Source organism: Pseudomonas sp. IT-93MI4, from assembly GCF_949767635.1.
Lineage (GTDB): Bacteria > Pseudomonadota > Gammaproteobacteria > Pseudomonadales > Pseudomonadaceae > Aquipseudomonas > Aquipseudomonas putida_A.
This window is the reverse complement of record NZ_CATKPP010000054.1, coordinates 153,043-169,739: the sequence shown is the minus strand read 5'-3', so window position 1 is coordinate 169,739 and position 16,697 is coordinate 153,043. Positions and strand designations below refer to the sequence as shown.

Here is a 16,697-nt window from a genome sequence, read left to right as displayed (position 1 = left end):
GAACTCAGGGTGCGTCGGCACTGGCCAGCGCGTTGTCGTGGCGGATCACCCGGGATTCGCCGATGCGCCGGGTCAGGCCGAGGCGATCGAAGTATTCCAGGTAGTGAATACAGCGTTTGCGTCCCAAGCCTAGCGCATCACGGAAGGTTGTCACCTGGATCGACGGATTTTCCTGTTCCAGTTGCAACAGAATGTCGGCCATGCGCCGCAGTTGCCCGTCAGACAGAAACAGGTCGCGCACCACTTGGTGCATCAGCCCCAGGCGCGCCAGTTTGCGCAGCAGCAGGCGCACCACGGCATCTTCCGTACCGAGTACTGTGGCGACATCACGTACCCACGGCGGATCAAACCCGGCCTGCTCGAACAGCGGCTGCATGCGCTGCCACAGGGTTTCGTCTTCAGCACTCAAACGCACCTGATGATCCGGCAGATGCAACCACGGCCCGCTGGCGTTGATCGATCCGGCGGCGCGCAGTTCTTCCAGCAGGCTGACAAAGGTCGAGCGCTCCAGCGCCAGACCACTGAAGCGTCGCAGGCGGTCGCGATCCGGTCCCATCTGGTCCGGTTCCAGCTCGTGCAATTTCGCCAGTTGCTCCAGCAGGGTGAACTTCAACTGCCCCCAGCGCTGCACGTTGAACAGCACCGATCCCTGGCGGGTGTCGATCAGGCGCACATTGGCTGGTAGCGCCCAGTCTTCACGCTGACGATTGAATTGACGTTCCAGCCGTTGCGGATCGAGGCCGCCAGCGCTGTGGTCAAGCAGCAGTGGTAACGCTTGTTCAAGACTGTCGCTGCCGGCCAGGGCCTGCAGTTGCGCCAGCCGCTCCGGGCTGCGGCGTTGACGGGCCGGGGCGAACGGGTCAAGCACCTGGCCACCGCCAAGGGTGCGTTGCGCGCTCTGGTCACGCAGGATCAGGCGATCGCCCTTCACCGCGTGCACCGGGGCGTTGATCAGCAGTTGCGCGAACATGCGTTCGCCTGCACGCAAACGCTGGCCTTCGAGCAACGCCACGCGGGCGATGACGTCTTGCGTACCGAGGTGCACATGCACCGGGTGAAAGTGCTCGAAGGTGCGCTCACCGGGCAGCAGTTGAAATTCGATATCGACCCGTTGCGTCGGTGCGTGCAGCCATTCGGCCAACAGCCATTGGCCGCGATGGATCTGCTCCAGGGTCAATCGATCGCCACTGATGTTCAGCGCCACCCGTTGCCCGGCGAAGGCCTGCTCGGCGGCCTGGTTTTGCGCGTGCAGTCCTCGCACCCGCACCGATTTCCCGGACGGCCCGAGGGCCAGTTTGTCCCCGACTGACACCGTTCCCGACAACGCCGTGCCAGTGACCACAATCCCGGCGCCCGCCACGCTGAAGGCGCGGTCGATGGCCAGGCGAAAACCACCTTCGCGGCTGCGCTCATGCACTTCGCCTTGGATCTGCAGCAAGCTCTGGCGCAGTTCATCGACGCCCTGCCCGGTCACGCTCGACACCGCCAGCGTCGGCGCATCGGCAAACGGCCCGGCCTCCAGCAAATCCAGAACCTGGCGCTGCACCTCTTCCACCCTGCCTGCTTCAACCCGATCGCATTTGGTGATCGCCACCAGCGCCCGCGGAATGCCCAGCAATTGGACAATCGCCAGATGCTCGCGGGTCTGCGGCATCACCCCGTCATCCGCCGCCACCACCAGCAACACCAGATCGATGCCCTGCGCGCCGGCGAGCATGTTGTGGGTGAATTTCTCGTGGCCCGGCACATCGATGAACCCGGTCAGCCCGGCACTGGGTTCCAGCTCCGCGTAGAGATAACCGAGGTCGATGGTCATCCCACGCTCGCGTTCCTGCGGGCGGCGGTCGCCGGTTTGCCCGGTCAGCGCTTGCAGCAGCGAGGTCTTGCCGTGGTCGATGTGCCCGGCGGTGCCGACGATCACGACTCGACCTGCAACTGCGGCAACTGCGCCAGCCACGTCGGCTCGTCGTCGAGTTGGCGTAGATCGAGCCACAGCGCGTCGTCGTCAATTCGACCCAGCACCGGAATCGGCAAATTGCGCAACGCAGCTTCCAGATTCAGCAGACAACGCCCGCGCAAACGCTTGGACACTTGCGGGCGTAAGCACAGCGCCGCACTCGGCAACCGCGCCACCGGTTGACTGCCGCTGCCGATCATGCCCAAGGCCTGCACGGCGCTGACCTGCCACGGTTCGCCCAAGACTTCAGCCATCGCCGGTTGCAAACGGCAAGCCTGGGCGAGGATCTCGGCTTGCGGGCGAGTCAACAGCCGCAAACTCGGCAGACGTTCGGCGAGGCGATCCGGATCGCGATACAGGCCCAGCACCGCTTCCAGTGCGGCCAGAGTCAACTTGTCGACCCGCAAGGCGCGCTTCAACGGATTCTTCTTGATCTTCGCGATCAGTTCTTTGCGCCCGACAATCAACCCGGCCTGCGGCCCGCCGAGCAATTTGTCGCCGCTGAAGGTGACGATGTCCGCACCGTCGAGCAGCGCCTGCCGTACCGTCGGTTCCGCCGGCAGGCCCCAACGGGTCAAGTCCAGCAGACTGCCGCTGCCCAGATCCTCCAGCAGCGGCAAGCCGTGCCGATGCGCCAGCTCGGCCAGTTCGGCGGTGGGCACCCGGGCGGTAAAGCCTTCGATGCTGTAGTTGCTCGCATGCACGCGCATGATCAAGCCGCTGCGCGGGCTGATCGCCGCCTCGTAGTCGCGGGCGTGGGTACGATTGGTTGTCCCGACTTCATGCAGGCGCACACCGGCGCGGGCCATGATGTCGGGGATGCGGAACGCACCGCCGATCTCGATCAGTTCGCCGCGCGAGATGATGCCTTCCTTGCGCGCGCCGAGGCTATTCAGCGTCAGCAACACCGCAGCGGCATTGTTGTTGACCACGGTGACGGCTTCGGCGCCGGTCAGTTCGCGGATCAGGCCTTCGATCAGGTCATCACGATCACCGCGTTTGCCACTGGCCAGATCGAATTCCAGATTGAGCGGGTAACGTGCGGCCATCTGCACCGCGTCGATGGCTTCATCCGGCAATAGCGCCCGGCCAAGATTGGTGTGCAGCACCGTGCCGGTCAGGTTGAACACCCGCCGTACGTTGCTGCGCTGTTGCTGGGCCAGACGTTCGCCGACACGGCCGGCGAGCACGTCGGGGCTGATTTCTATCGCCGACAATTGCCCGTTCAATACGCTGAAACGCAACTCATCGAGCAACTGGCGCAAACTGGCCAGCAACGACTCACGCCCATAACGCTCGGCCAACGGCAGACAGGCCGGGTGACGTAACAACCCATCAATGGAAGGTAAACGCGGGGCCACACTTGCGGACATCAGCCACTCCCGAAAAAAACAAGACTGTCCGGCGAGTGTAGACGTTCTGGTCATTCGTCTCCCGGCGCCAGCAACAGATTCGGTGCCAGACGCTGATAACCGTCCTGCGCCAGACGCATGTCGAGCAGCAGGCTGGTGAGATCCGCCGACAGCGCTTCGCCTTCGGCATCGTTTTCCAGGTACACAAGCTTCAGGTAGCTGTTGCAGCCCGGGCACACCTCCGCCCGAATCGGCGCCTGATTGGCAGCGTGGCGATCATCCTCAAGGCTCAGGTAATCCAGCCCCTTGCTGGACTCGCAATACACGCACTTGACCCGCACCACATGCCATTCGCAGGCGCACAGCGAACACACCAGATAACGCAGACCATTGTGTTTGCCGCGATGACGAATGACTCCGGCCATCGCCGGTGAACCACAGCCCGGGCACTGGCTGAGGCTGTCGCCGGGTTTCAGTTGCAGGTTCGCTGCGCTGAGCAGCCAATGGCTCCACGCCGCTTGCAGGCCGGCGCCGAGGAACGGCACCAGCGCCGCCGGCACCATTGAATACTGACCGCTGACCAGCGCCACAGCCCACGCGCGCAATTGTCCGGCACTGGCACCGCGCAATGTGGCGAGCGCGTCGACTACGGCGGGTTGATCGGGCGCCACGTAACGTTGCAATAAAGCATCCAGATAAGCCCGCCAAGCGTCTTCGCGAACCAGGGTGTCGGCAGCAAACGGCGGCAAACCATGCAACTGACAGGCTTCGATCCTTTGCTGATCAAACGGTGCCGTCAGCGGTGGATCGTCGAAAACCTGCTGCTGAGCCCGGCACAATCCGGCGATCAGTCGCAGGTAATCGGCCAGCGGATGCCCGTGAGCCAATTGCTCCAGGCGCTGGGCGCGCAAGGTGAACAGATTGTGCGGCGGCAGGTGCAGAAACGGCGGCGAACTGGCCGCCGCTTCGATTTCCCCGGGTTCAAGAATAGTTGCCAAAAGTCAGCCCTTTTTGGTGATCGGTCGCTCCGGCACGTCCGGATTGCGTTCATCGCGGGTGATGTCGCGATACCACAGTTCGTGGTGTTTCCTCGCCCAGGCGCGGCTGACCCAACCATGCAGCATCGCGTCCACCGAACCCTTGATCCACAGCCCGGCGTAGATGTGCACGATGATGCTGAGGATCAGTACAAAACCGGCCAGCGCATGCAGGAGCATGGCCCAGCGGATCACGGTGATGCCGAAGTACGCACTGAAATACGCGCGCCAGATCACCAGCCCGGTGAACAGCAGACCGAGCATGCACAGCAGTAAAGTCCAGAACAGCATCTTCTGCCCGGCGTTGTACTTGCCCACCGGCGGCACGCTTTCTTCATCGTTGACCAGCACACGATCGATGCGGCGCATCCACTTCCAGTCGTTGTCGATAAAGAAATTCGCGCGCCAGAAGCGGAACACCAGACCGAGGAACAACACGAACATCAACACGCCCATGAACGGGTGCAGAATCCGCGTCCACGGCCCGCCGCCGAACAGGTGGGTCAGCCAGAACATCGAGGGATGAAACAACGCCAGCCCGGACAGCCCGGCCATGAAGAACAGAATCGCCACCAGCCAGTGATTGGTGCGCTGGTTGGCGGTGTAACGCAGGATCGTCTTGTTGCTCATGGCCGGTCCTCCCCGCGTGGATCGAAGGTGTGCACCGCCGGATCGACAACGTGCACCGAAGTATCCGGTGGCGTCGGATGATCATCCTCTTCGGTGCGATTCGGCCCGATGCGCACATAGTGGAAGAAACCGGCGAGCACCGCCGCACCCATCGCCAGCAGGCCCAGCGGTTTGCTGATGCCTTTCCACAAGCCCACCAGCGGGCTGATGGCCGGCGCCTCTGGCAACCCGGCGTAGATCTTCGGCGTATCGGCGTGGTGCAACACATACATCACGTGAGTGCCGCCGACGCCTTCCGGGTCATACAACCCGGCGTTGTCGAAGCCACGGCTTTTCAGGTCGACGATGCGTTCGGCGGCGTGTTCCTTCATGTCTTCTTTGGTGCCGAAGACAATGGCGCCGGTCGGACAGGTTTTCACGCAGGCCGGCTCCAGCCCTACCGCGACGCGGTCGGAACACAAGGTGCATTTGTAGGCTTTGTGATCCTTCTGCGAGATCCGCGGAATGTTGAACGGGCAACCGGTGATGCAATAACCGCAGCCGATGCAGTGATCCTGATCGAAATCGACGATGCCGTTGGCGTGCTTGATGATCGCCCCGGGACTTGGGCATGCCGCGAGACACCCCGGTTCGGCGCAATGCATGCAGCCGTCCTTGCGGATCAGCCACTCGAGGTTGCCGGCGTCGGTTTCGTGTTCGGTGAAGCGCATCAAGGTCCAGGTTTCTGCGCTCAGGTCTTGCGGGTTGTCGTAGGTGCCATGGTTGTGGCCGACCTCGTCGCGCAGCTCATTCCATTCCGAGCAGGCGACCTGGCAGGCCTTGCAGCCGATGCATTTGGTGGTGTCGATCAGCTTGGCCACCGCCTCCTGATTCCTCACCGAAGGCGGCACCGTGGTGGTGGCCGAGCGGGCAATGATGTCTTGGCTGGCCATTTACAGTTTCTCCACGTTGACCAGGAATGACTTGGATTCCGGGGTCTGTGTGTTGCCATCGCCGAGGAACGGCACCAGGGTGTTGGTCAGGTAACCGTGACGCGTCTGGCCGGTGAATCCCCAGTGCAGCGGGATACCGATCTGATGCACCACCTGGCCGTTGACCTGCAGCGGCCGGATGCGTTTGGTCACCACCGCCACCGCCTCGATGAACCCGCGTTTGCAGCTGACCCGCACCCGATCTCCAGCCGCGATGCCCTTCTCCTTCGCCAGCACTTCGCCGATTTCGACGAACTGCTCAGGCTGGGCAATCGCATTCAACTTGCAATGCTTGCTCCAGAAGTGGAAGTGCTCGGTCAGCCGGTAACTGGTGCCGGCGTACGGGAAGTCCTTGGCCTCGCCGAGGCTTTCCCAGACCGAGTCGAAGATCCGTGCCGCCGGGTTGCTGGTGGCTTTCTTGTTTTGCGGGTGCAGCGGGTTGATGCCGATCGGCGTTTCGAACGGCTCGTAGTGCTCGGGGAAAGGCCCTTCGTTCATCTTGTCGACGGCGAAGAACCGCGCCACGCCTTCGGGGTTCATGATGAACGGGTTCATCCCGGCTTCCGGCGGCACATCGGCCTTGTAGTCCGGCACATCGGTGCCGCCCCAGGCCTTGCCGTTCCACCATACGAGGCGCTTTTTCGGATCCCACGGTTTGCCCGCGACGTCCGCCGAAGCGCGGTTGTAGAGGATCCGCCGGTTGGCTGGCCACGCCCAGGCCCAGCCCTGATGCTGATGCATGCCATACGGATCGGCATTGTCACGCCGGGCCATCTGGTTACCGGCCTCGGTCCAGCTGCCGGCGAAGATCCAGCAACCGGACGCGGTGCTGCCGTCGTCCTTGAGCAACCCGAACCCGGCCAGTTGCGAGCCGGCCTTGACCGCCACGCCGCTGGCATCGGTGAAGTCGGCCATGGCGCTGCCGTTGATCTCTTTGGCCAGCTCCTCCGGCGATGGCTCGTCGGGGATCTTGTACGGCCACGACAGGTTCAGCAGCGGATCGGGGAACTTGCCGCCCTCGGCCTGATAACGTTTGCGCAGACGCAGGAACAGTTCGCTCATGATGCGGATGTCGGTTTGCGCTTCACCGGGGCCGTCGGCGCCTTTCCAGTGCCATTGCAGCCAGCGGCTGCTGTTGACCAGCGAGCCGTCCTCCTCGGCAAAGCAAGTGGTCGGCAGACGAATCACTTCGGTCTGGATTTCGGCGCTTTTCACGTCGTTGTACGGCCCGACGTTTTGCCAGAACTCCGAGGTCTCGGTGGCCAGCGGGTCCATCACCACCAGCCACTTGAGCTTGGCCAGCGCGCCCATCACCCGGTTCTTGTCGGGCAGCGCGGCGATCGGGTTGAAGCCCTGGCACATGTAGCCGTTGACCTTGCCCTGGCTCATCAGGTCGAACATCTTCAGGACGTCGTAGTTGGGGATATCCAATTTCGGCAGGTAGTCGTAATTCCAGTTGTTCTCCAGCGTCGCGTTGGCGCCGTACCAGGACTTCATCAGGCTGACGTGGAATTTGCTGTAGTTCTGCCAGTAGGACAGCTGCCCCGGACGCAACGGCATTTGCGTACGTTTTTTGATAAAGGCGTTGTAGTCCTGCTCGGCATCGCCACCCAGGGTCAGATAACCCGGCAGCGAGTTGGACAATAACCCGAGGTCGGTCAGGCCCTGAATGTTCGAGTGCCCACGCAAGGCATTGACCCCGCCGCCCGGCATGCCGACGTTGCCCAGCAGCAGTTGCACCATCGCCGCACTGCGGATGATCTGTGCGCCGATCGAATGTTGCGTCCAGCCGAGTGCATAGAGGATGGTCATGGTCTTGCCCGGCGTGGAGCACGTTGCAATCTCATCCCAGATTTTCTGCATGGCATCGACCGGCATCCCACAGATCTGGCTCGCCAGCTCAATGTTGTAGCGGCTGTAATGCTGCTTCATCAATTGATAGACGCACTGCGGATCCTGCAGGGTCGGGTCGACCTTGACGAAGCCGTCTTCCCCCAGCTCGTAACCCCAGCCGGATTTGTCGGTGTAGCTGCGTTTGGCCGCGTCGTAGCCGCTGAAGATGCCGTCTTCAAAGCCATAGCCGGCTTTGACGATGAACGAGACGTCGGTGTAGTTGCGCACGTATTCGTGCTGGATCTTGTCCTGAGTCAGCAGGTAATTGATCAACCCGCCCATGAAGGCGATGTCGGTACCGGTGCGGATCGGCGCGTAATAGTCGGCCACCGAAGCGGTCCGGGTAAAACGCGGGTCGACCACGATCAGCCGGGCAGCGTTGTGCGCCTTGGCCTCGGTCACCCATTTGAAGCCGCACGGATGCGCTTCTGCTGCGTTGCCACCCATCACCAGGATCAGATTCGCGTTGGCGATATCGGTCCAGGTGTTGGTCATGGCTCCACGGCCGTACGTCGGGGCAAGACTTGCCACCGTCGGGCCGTGTCAGACACGCGCCTGGTTATCAAACCCCAGCATGCCGAGACTGCGAATCACCTTCTGGGTGATGTAACCGGCTTCGTTGGACGCGGCCGACGCGGCGAGGAACCCGGTGGTCAGCCAACGATTCACCGTTTGCCCGCTGTCGTTCTTCTCGATGAAGTTGGCGTCGCGGTCGGCCTTCATCAGGTCGGCGATGCGATCCAGTGCTTCATCCCAGCTGATCCGGGTCCATTCACTGCTGCCGGGCTTGCGCATTTGCGGGTATTGCAGGCGGCCCGGGCTGTGAATGAAGTCCAGCAGGCCTGCGCCTTTTGGACACAGGGTGCCGCGGTTGACCGGGTGGTCGGCGTCGCCCTCGATGTGGATGATGTTTTGCGCGACGTTCTTCGCGGCATCGCCCTGGCTGTACATGATCAGCCCGCAACCGACCGAGCAATACGGGCAGGTGTTGCGGGTTTCATGGGTGTGGGCAAGCTTGAAGTGACGCACCTGCTCGGCGAAGGCCAGCGTCGGGGCCATGCCCAACGCGCCCAGGCTAGAGCCTGCAAGGCCGATACCGGCGACCTTGAAGAATTGACGACGGCTGAGATCCATCGTGCACTCCTGATCAGGTGGAACCCGGTACTTGAGCCGGGCTTTTTCTGGACAAACACGGTTACGGCAGAATGCCTGCCGGCTTTTTCACTGTAGACAATGACCACACACTCTGTGTGAAAACCGACCGTCGGCGACAATCGGTCATGCCCTGGAAAACCTGTGGGAGCGAGCCTGCTCGCGAAGAGGCCCTGTCAGTTGAGACAAATATTGACTGACACACCGCCTTCGCGAGCAGGCTCGCTCCCACAGGTTTTGTGTATCCCCAAGTGTCATGGGTTTATCATGGCGCCCATGAACAACCCGCCTTCACGAGACCGCGCATGACTTTCGATTTTGATCAGGTATTCGACCGCCACAACACCGGCAGCACCAAGTGGAGCCGCTACCCGGCCGATGTGTTGCCGATGTGGGTCGCTGATATGGATTTCGCCGCGCCGCCGGTGATCATCGAGGCGTTGCAGCAGCGTCTGCTGCACCCGCTGGTGGGTTACAGCGTGGCGCAGGACAACTTGCGTGAAGCCATCGTCGCCGACCTGTTGAACAAGTTTGCCTGGAAGGTCAAACCGCAGGAGCTGATCTTCCTGCCGGGTGTTGAATCGGGTTTCAACATGGCTTTGAAAGCGCTGGTGCAGCCGCAGCAAAACGTCGTGGTGCAGGTGCCGAACTACCCGCCGCTGCGGCATGCGCCGGGGCATTGGGGGCTGAACAAGGTCGAGCTGGAATTCATCCCTCAGGCCGATGGCAGCTACGCCACGCCGCTGGAGACCTTGCGCGAATCGCTGAACGGCGGCGGCGCCCTGCTCCTGAGCAACCCGCACAACCCGATCGGCAAGGTGTTTGGCCGTGAGGAGCTGCAAGCCGTAGCGGATATCTGTGCGGCACAGGACGCCTGGATCATCTCCGACGAGATCCACGCCGAGCTGTGCTTCGACGGCCGCGTGCACATTCCGACCGCGTCCCTCAGCCCGGAAATCGCCAAGCGCACCATCACCCTGATGTCAGCCAGCAAGGCCTACAACATCGCCGGCCTCAAAACCTCGTTCATGATCATCCAGGACGCCGCCCTGCGCGAACGCGTCAACCACGCCCGTTGCGGCATGGTCGACAGCGTCAACCCGCTGGGCATGGAAGCCACCCGCGTCGCCTACAGCGAAGGCGCGCCGTGGCTGGCCGAACTGAAAACCTATCTGCAGGCCAACCGCGACTGGCTGGTGGATGCGGTGCGCAGCCGCTTGCCGGGAGTGACGATCAACGTGCCGCAAGGGACGTATCTGGCGTGGCTCGATTGCTCGGCGCTGGACCTGGACAATCCGCAACAGTTCTTCCTCGAACAGGCCAAAGTCGGCCTGAGCCCCGGTCTGGATTTCGGCGATCAGCACCAACAATTCGTGCGCCTGAACTTCGGCTGCCCGCGCTCGTTGCTCGAAGAAGGCATCAACCGCATGGAGCGCGCCCTGACAAACCGCAATATCTGAAAACACCACCAATCTGTAGGAGTGAGCCTGCTCGCGATAGCTGACTGACATTCCACATTAATGTCGGCTGATACACCGCCATCGCGAGCAGGCTCACTCCTACAATGGTTTTGTGGTCATCCAAAATCCGATCGAACTCACGGCAAACCGTCCGGGTCAACCACCCATACCTGCCCTGAGAACCTCGGAGATTTGTGATGACCGACTATCCAAAACCACCCTTCCCCGCACAAGCCCAAGCCGTCCCCGGTGCGCAAAGCAAAATGCAGCCGTACCCCGATTGCGGCGAACAAAGCTACGTCGGCTCCGGGCGGCTGGCCGGCAAGATTGCGCTGATCACCGGCGCCGACAGCGGTATCGGCCGCGCCGTAGCGATTGCCTTCGCCCGTGAAGGCGCTGACGTGGTCGTGGCTTATCTGAATGAACATGAAGATGCCAAAGAGACCGCGCGCTGGGTCGAACAGGCGGGCCGTCAGTGCCTGCTGCTGTCCGGCGACCTCGCGCACAAGGCCCATTGTCAGGAACTGGTGGACAAGACCGTCGAACGTTTCGGGCGCATCGACATTCTGGTCAACAACGCCGCGTTCCAGATGACCCACGAAACCTTCGAAGAAATCCCCGACGACGAATGGGTGATGACCTTCGACGTCAACATCACGGCGATTTTCCGGTTGTGCCAGGCGGCGATCAAACACATGCGCCCCGGTGCCTCGATCATCAACACCAGCTCGGTCAACTCGGACATGCCCAAACCGACCCTGCTGGCCTATGCCACCACCAAAGGCGCCATTGCCAACTTCACCGGCGGTCTGGCGCAGATCCTCGGGCCGAAAGAGATCCGCGTGAACTGCGTGGCCCCCGGGCCGATCTGGACGCCATTGATTGTCTCGACCATGCCCGATGAAGAGGTGCAGAACTTCGGCAGCGAAACCCCGCTCGGGCGCCCCGGACAACCGGTGGAAGTGGCGCCAATCTATGTGCTGCTCGCCTCCGATGAAGCCAGTTACATCACCGGTCAGCGCTATGGCGTCACCGGCGGCAAGCCGATGCTCTAAGCGGCGCGAGAAAAACTGAACCTGGTGGCATGACGTCCCTCCATACCTTTAAGAGTCCCAACCGGTCTGCAGGATCAGGAGGTCGTCATGTCCGCCCCTCTCATCAAACTCTTCACCCAGCCCAACTTCGCCTGGACCGATATCCGCCGCGAGGAAGAGGCCCATCCCCGTCACTACCTGGCGCATCTGTTGCTATTGGCGCTGATTCCCGCCGTGTGTCTGTTCCTCGGTACCACGTATGTCGGCTGGAGTCTGGCAGCCGGCGAGACCGTACGCTTGAGCACGGCCAGTGCACTGCAACTGAGCATTCTGCTGTATGTGGCGATTGTCGCCGGGGTCGCGATCATCGGCGGGTTCATCCGCTGGATGTCGCGGATGTTCGACGCCCGCCCCACGCTTAACCAGTGCATCGGTTTCGCTGCCTATACCGTGACGCCGTTCTTCGTCGCCGGGATCGCCGGCCTTTATCCAAGTCGCTGGCTGGCGATTCTGGTACTGGGTGCCGCTTCGGTGTATTCGACGTTCCTGTTGTTCGTTGGTCTGCCGACGTTCATGCATGAACGCAAGGAACAGGGCCTGCTGTACTCGGCCTGCGTCTGGGGCGTCGGCCTGCTGGTGATGGTGACCATTCTGGTGTCGATGATTCTGCTGTGGTTCAACGTGCTCTCGCCCGAGTACTTGCGAACTACCGTTGGTTAACCCGGTGCCAACGCTGTCGTCGATGGACGGCCGAACATGAGCTTTGTCATCTGGGTCGCGGTGCTTGGCGCGGTGTTGCTGACCCTCGCGCTGACCTCGTCGTACCTGCGCTGGATGCCGGTCACCACTTCGGCGGTGTGCCTGCTGCTGGGGATCGGCATCGGCCCCAGCGGTCTGGATCTGCTGAAGCTGTCACTGGAAAACGCCTCGGTGTGGATGGAGCACCTCACGGAAGTGGCGGTGCTGTTTTCGCTGTTTGTCTGCGGGCTGAAGTTGCGTCTGCCGCTGCGCGACAAGCGTTGGCGGATTGCGTTCGGGCTGGCCGGCCCGGTGATGGTGTTGACCATCGCCGGGGTCAGCGTGTTGCTGCACTGGGGCCTGCAACTGTCGTGGGGGCCGTCGCTGCTGATCGGGGCGATGCTGGCGCCGACCGACCCGGTACTGGCCGCGCTGGTGCAGGTCAACGATGCGCGGGATGTCGACAGCGTACGCTTCGGTCTGTCCGGTGAAGCCGGGCTCAACGACGGCATCGCTTTTCCATTCGTGATTCTCGGCTTGCTGCTGTTGCAGGCCGACGCGCAACCCGGCGCCCTGACCGATTGGGTGTTGCACGGTTTGCTCTGGGCGGTGCCGGTCGGTTTGCTCACCGGTTACTGGATGGGTCGCGGCATCGGTCGGTTGACGCTGTCGTTGCGCATTCGTAACGACGACAGCACCCTGAGCCCGAATGATTATCTGGCGCTGTCGCTGATTGCCCTGGCTTACGTCGGCGCAGATGCGATTGGCGGTTATGGTTTTCTGTCGGTATTCGCCGCCGGCCTCGGCTTGCGTCAGGAAGAAGTCAAATCCACCGGCGCCAGCCAGCCGCCCGCCGAACATCTGGTGCAACCGGTGGTCGGCCACCAGAACATCGAACCGCAGCACGCGGTGCACGGCGATACCGAACGACTGGAGAGCAGTCAGGTCGCCGCCGGCATCATGATGGGCGACATGCTCTCATTCGGCAGTCTGGTGGAACGGGCCATGGAAGTGTTTCTGGTGACCTTGCTGGGTGTGGTACTGGTGCCGCATTGGGACTGGCGGGCGTTGGTCATTGGCGCGGTGCTGTTCTGCGTGGTGCGTCCGGCCTGCGTTGCGCTGATGCCATGGGGCACTTTGCTCGACGGTGGTCAACGGCTGTTGATCGGTTGGTTCGGCATTCGCGGGATCGGCAGTCTGTTCTATCTGTTTTATGCCTTGAACCACGGGCTGAGTCCTTCAGTTGCGACGTTGTGCACCAACATCACCCTGTCCGTGGTGGCATTGAGCATTTTGCTGCATGGCATCAGCACGCAGCCGCTGCTGGCGCGCTACGAACAACGGCAAAAACGAAAAAACTGATTTTTCCGGCGGCAATATGTCGGGAAATCCATCGAAGTTTTTTCTGAAAATAAATGGATCCCTCGGCCAAAACCGACAGTCACAACCATAACCCCTCGCTGGATGCACTCGGCGAGGTCCGGCAGGTTCGGTTCCCCTGCGGCTTGCAGCCCATGAAGAGGAATCTTTGGATAACAAGGTCACGGTCATGAAAGAATGCTCGACTCCGGCACAAATCAAGGCTTGCAGGGCTTTGGCCCTGGAACGCAATCGTCAACTGTTCGAAGATGCCCACGCCCGCAACCGAGCGGCTTACGAGCTGCTGGAAGCGGACAATCTGGACCTCGAACAGTTTGAGCACTATCGAGCACTGCGCCGCAAAGCCGATGCGAAGTTCGAAGAAGCCATCGATCACTTGTGCGTCCTCAACGAAGACTTCCCGCCGATTCCAATGTCACCGCATCACTCGCAGGAATTGCGTCGGCAACTTGAAACCGTCGAATAAAGCACACAAGAAAAAGCCCGGCAGCGATGTCCGGGCTTTTTCTTTGGGCGGCGTTCAGCCCCCGGGGTTGGTCACCTGAATGAACACTGCATAAGCCCCGAGCAGGATCCAGAACGTGGCGAAGATCCAGGGCGTGCGCACCGAAAACAACAGCGACTTGCGATAGCCCTTGTGGCTCGACTCCATCTCGCTGAACAGCGGCGACTCGTCGTAAGCCATGCCCATGATCGGCTCGCTGCGCAACAACTCGCTTTGCTTGTAGTGCCAGTGATCGATGATGTCATAGGCCGCACGAATGCCCGGCCAGGCGTTGAGCGAACTGAGCAGCCCGAGCAGTGCGAGAAACGGCGGCACCACCAGCGTGAACAGCTTGCCCCACTCGGGGTTGAGGTTGGCCATGCACGAAGCAAAGGCAATCACCAGAAACGACTGCGCCGCGAGATAGGCATCGGTGCGATTGGCGAGGATGCTGGTTTCGTACTGGATTTCCTTGCGATAGAAATCCAGCCGTTCCTTGGGTGAGCCGAACATCTTGGCGTCGTGTTCGGTCAGGTGCTCTTCAGCGCTGGGCTGAGTCAGTATGCGGGGCAAGGGACGCGCACTCCGTGGCGGGGAAACCTTTTAGAAGGCCCTCGCCACGGACAAGTTCAGGCGGATTCACTTCATCGACTGCGCGATGATTTCCACCAGGTTGAGCTGGGTGAATGGCTTGGGCAGACGCGGCAATTGCGCGGCAAAGCCTTCCAGACGTTCGGCGTAACCGGTGGCCAGAATGATCGGCAGATCCGGCTTGAGCAAACGCACCGCATGCGCCAGTTGCGCGCCGCTCATCTGCGGCATGGCCATGTCGGTGATCATCAGATCGATGACTTCGCCCTGCTCGAACAACGCCAGCGCCCTGGCACCGGACGTGGCGCTGATCACGCGATGGCCAAGGTCTTCGAGCAGCAGCGTGGTGCTGGTCATCACCAGCGAATCGTCGTCCACCACCAGAACGCTGAGGCGCGGCACCAACACCGGTTTGACCGCCGGGTAGAGGTTTTTTGCCGTCTCCCCGGCCAGCGCCACCGGTATCCACATTTCAGCGCGGGTGCCATGGCCTTTTTCGCTCTTGAGAATGAAACGGCCGCCCAGTTGCTCGATAAAGCCATGCACCATCGACAGGCCCAGCCCGGTGCCCTTGCCCACGCCCTTGGTGGTGAAAAACGGATCCCTGGCCGAACCCAGCGTGGCTTCGTCCATGCCCTCGCCCGTGTCGATCACGCTCAGGCACACATAGTGCCCGGCCGCCATTGACGAATGGCTTTGCTCAAGCACGACTTCCGGCTGCGCGGTAATGCACAGGCTGCCACCGTCGACCATGGCGTCGCGGGCGTTGGTCGCCAGATTGAGCAACGCCAGTTCCAGTTGGTTGCTGTCGGCCAGCACCGGTTGCAGATCCTCGGGAAAGCGTGTCTCGATGCGAATCCCCGGGCCTATCGAGCTGCGCAACAGTCCGGTGATGCCTTGCACCAGTAGCGGAATATCGACCGGCTCGGTCTTGAGTTCCTGACGGCGGGCGAACGCCAGCATGCGTTGGGTCAGCGATACGCCACGCAACGCACCCTGCGTGGCGTTTTCCAGCAGACGACTGTTTTTCGGGTCGTCACCGATGCGTTTTTGCAGAATCTCCAGATTGCCCAGAATCACCGTCAGCAGATTGTTGAAGTCATGGGCGATGCCGCCGCTGAGCTGACCGATGGCCTGCATCTTCTGCGCCTGAAACAGCGCTTCGCGGGTCTTTTCCAGCGCCACTTGCGACTCATGGGCTTCGGTGACATCGCGGGTGATCTTGGCAAACCCGAGCAGCGTGCCGGTTTCGCCGCGAATGGCATCGACCACCACGTGGGCCAGAAACCGCGTGCCATCCTTGCGCATGCGCCAGCTCTTGTTCTCGAAACGGCCCTCGCGGGTGGCAATCTCCAGTGCCCGTTGCGGTTCGCCGGCCACACGGTCTTCCGGGGTGTAGAAAATCGAAAAATGCTGGCCGATGATTTCTTCCGGCTGGTACCCCTTGATCCGCTGGGCGCCCTGATTCCAGTTGCTCACACGACCTTCGGGGCTGAGCATGTAGATCGCATAATCGGTGACACCCTGCACCAGCAGGCGAAACTGCTGTTCGCTTTGCTTGAGGGTTTCCTCAGCCATCTTGCGGTCGGTCAGGTCACGGGTGATCTTGGCATAGCCGAGCAGTTTGCCGTTGGGATCAATGATCGGATCGATGACTACATGGCACCAGAAGCTGGTGCCATCCTTGCGCACCCGCCAGCCCTCGCCTTCGAAGCGTCCTTCGCGCAGAGCCGTGTCGAGCGCGCGTTGCGGCAGGCCCGCCACACGATCATCGGCGGTATAGAAGCGCGAGAAATGCTCGCCGAGAATCTCCGCCTCTTCGTAGCCCTTGAAGCGTTTCGCGCCGGAGTTCCAGCTGGTGATGATGCCGTCTGGATCGATCATGTAAATCGCATAATCGACCACCGCATCGATCAGCAGACGAAAACGCATCTCCTCGATCGCGGCAGTTTTGCTCGGGTTGTCACTCATCAGGTTCACCGCTGGTTTTCATTAGCGCAAGTATGCGGCAATCCGGC

13 protein-coding genes are annotated in these 16,697 nt (G+C 61.6%); 5 read left to right on the top strand and 8 right to left on the bottom strand.

Translation table 11 applies throughout. From position 1 onward, the window contains the following. Positions 1 to 4: 4 nt before the first annotated feature. The 6 genes from selB to fdnG are packed head-to-tail and all read right to left on the bottom strand — an operon-like array spanning position 5 to position 8,974. A complete protein-coding gene (gene selB / locus ACM6I7_RS19850) occupies positions 5 to 1,921 on the bottom strand; it encodes a selenocysteine-specific translation elongation factor (protein ID WP_414889211.1) in 1,917 nt (638 codons plus the stop codon). Then, on the bottom strand, positions 1,918 to 3,330 hold the full coding sequence (gene selA / locus ACM6I7_RS19845; RefSeq protein WP_414889109.1) for an L-seryl-tRNA(Sec) selenium transferase: 1,413 nt from the start codon (positions 3,328 to 3,330) through the stop codon (positions 1,918 to 1,920). The genes selB and selA overlap by 4 nt, the downstream gene beginning before the upstream one ends. A gap of 50 nt (positions 3,331 to 3,380) precedes the next feature. After that, the gene (gene fdhE, locus ACM6I7_RS19840; protein ID WP_414889108.1) at positions 3,381 to 4,307 is read right to left on the bottom strand and encodes a formate dehydrogenase accessory protein FdhE; all 927 of its coding nucleotides are present in this window, start codon (positions 4,305 to 4,307) and stop codon (positions 3,381 to 3,383) included. Positions 4,308 to 4,310: 3 nt separating this feature from the next. Continuing rightward, positions 4,311 to 4,976 (bottom strand): formate dehydrogenase subunit gamma, encoded by a 666-nt coding sequence (locus tag ACM6I7_RS19835; protein WP_003224974.1) that lies wholly within the window; start codon positions 4,974 to 4,976, stop codon positions 4,311 to 4,313. After that, the gene (gene fdxH / locus ACM6I7_RS19830) at positions 4,973 to 5,908 is read right to left on the bottom strand and encodes a formate dehydrogenase subunit beta (RefSeq protein ID WP_103367049.1); all 936 of its coding nucleotides are present in this window, start codon (positions 5,906 to 5,908) and stop codon (positions 4,973 to 4,975) included. The genes ACM6I7_RS19835 and fdxH overlap by 4 nt, the downstream gene beginning before the upstream one ends. Further along, positions 5,909 to 8,974, bottom strand: coding sequence for a formate dehydrogenase-N subunit alpha (fdnG, locus tag ACM6I7_RS19825; protein WP_414889107.1), 3,066 nt, complete (start codon positions 8,972 to 8,974; stop codon positions 5,909 to 5,911). A gap of 323 nt (positions 8,975 to 9,297) precedes the next feature. Between fdnG and ACM6I7_RS19820 the strand changes: the two genes are divergently transcribed. The 5 genes from ACM6I7_RS19820 (at position 9,298) to ACM6I7_RS19800 (ending at position 14,070) form a co-directional block, all read left to right on the top strand. Then, complete coding sequence (locus ACM6I7_RS19820; RefSeq protein WP_414889106.1) at positions 9,298 to 10,452, top strand: MalY/PatB family protein; 1,155 nt, start codon at positions 9,298 to 9,300, stop codon at positions 10,450 to 10,452. 197 nt (positions 10,453 to 10,649) lie between these two features. After that, a complete protein-coding gene (locus ACM6I7_RS19815) occupies positions 10,650 to 11,507 on the top strand; it encodes a glucose 1-dehydrogenase (protein WP_414889104.1) in 858 nt (285 codons plus the stop codon). Positions 11,508 to 11,594: 87 nt separating this feature from the next. After that, entirely contained in the window at positions 11,595 to 12,206 is a 612-nt protein-coding gene (locus ACM6I7_RS19810) for a Yip1 family protein (protein WP_414889103.1), read from the top strand. A 36-nt stretch (positions 12,207 to 12,242) separates the two neighbouring features. Further along, the gene (locus tag ACM6I7_RS19805) at positions 12,243 to 13,586 is read left to right on the top strand and encodes a cation:proton antiporter (RefSeq protein WP_027612796.1); all 1,344 of its coding nucleotides are present in this window, start codon (positions 12,243 to 12,245) and stop codon (positions 13,584 to 13,586) included. 187 nt (positions 13,587 to 13,773) lie between these two features. Further along, a complete protein-coding gene (locus ACM6I7_RS19800; RefSeq protein WP_414889210.1) occupies positions 13,774 to 14,070 on the top strand; it encodes a hypothetical protein in 297 nt (98 codons plus the stop codon). 54 nt (positions 14,071 to 14,124) lie between these two features. Here ACM6I7_RS19800 and ACM6I7_RS19795 read toward each other — a convergent pair whose 3' ends face one another. Further along, positions 14,125 to 14,661, bottom strand: a complete 537-nt coding sequence (locus ACM6I7_RS19795; protein WP_047597231.1) for a hypothetical protein — start codon at positions 14,659 to 14,661, stop codon at positions 14,125 to 14,127. A gap of 66 nt (positions 14,662 to 14,727) precedes the next feature. After that, on the bottom strand, positions 14,728 to 16,650 hold the full coding sequence (locus ACM6I7_RS19790; protein WP_183779877.1) for a PAS domain-containing sensor histidine kinase: 1,923 nt from the start codon (positions 16,648 to 16,650) through the stop codon (positions 14,728 to 14,730). Positions 16,651 to 16,697: the final 47 nt, after the last annotated feature.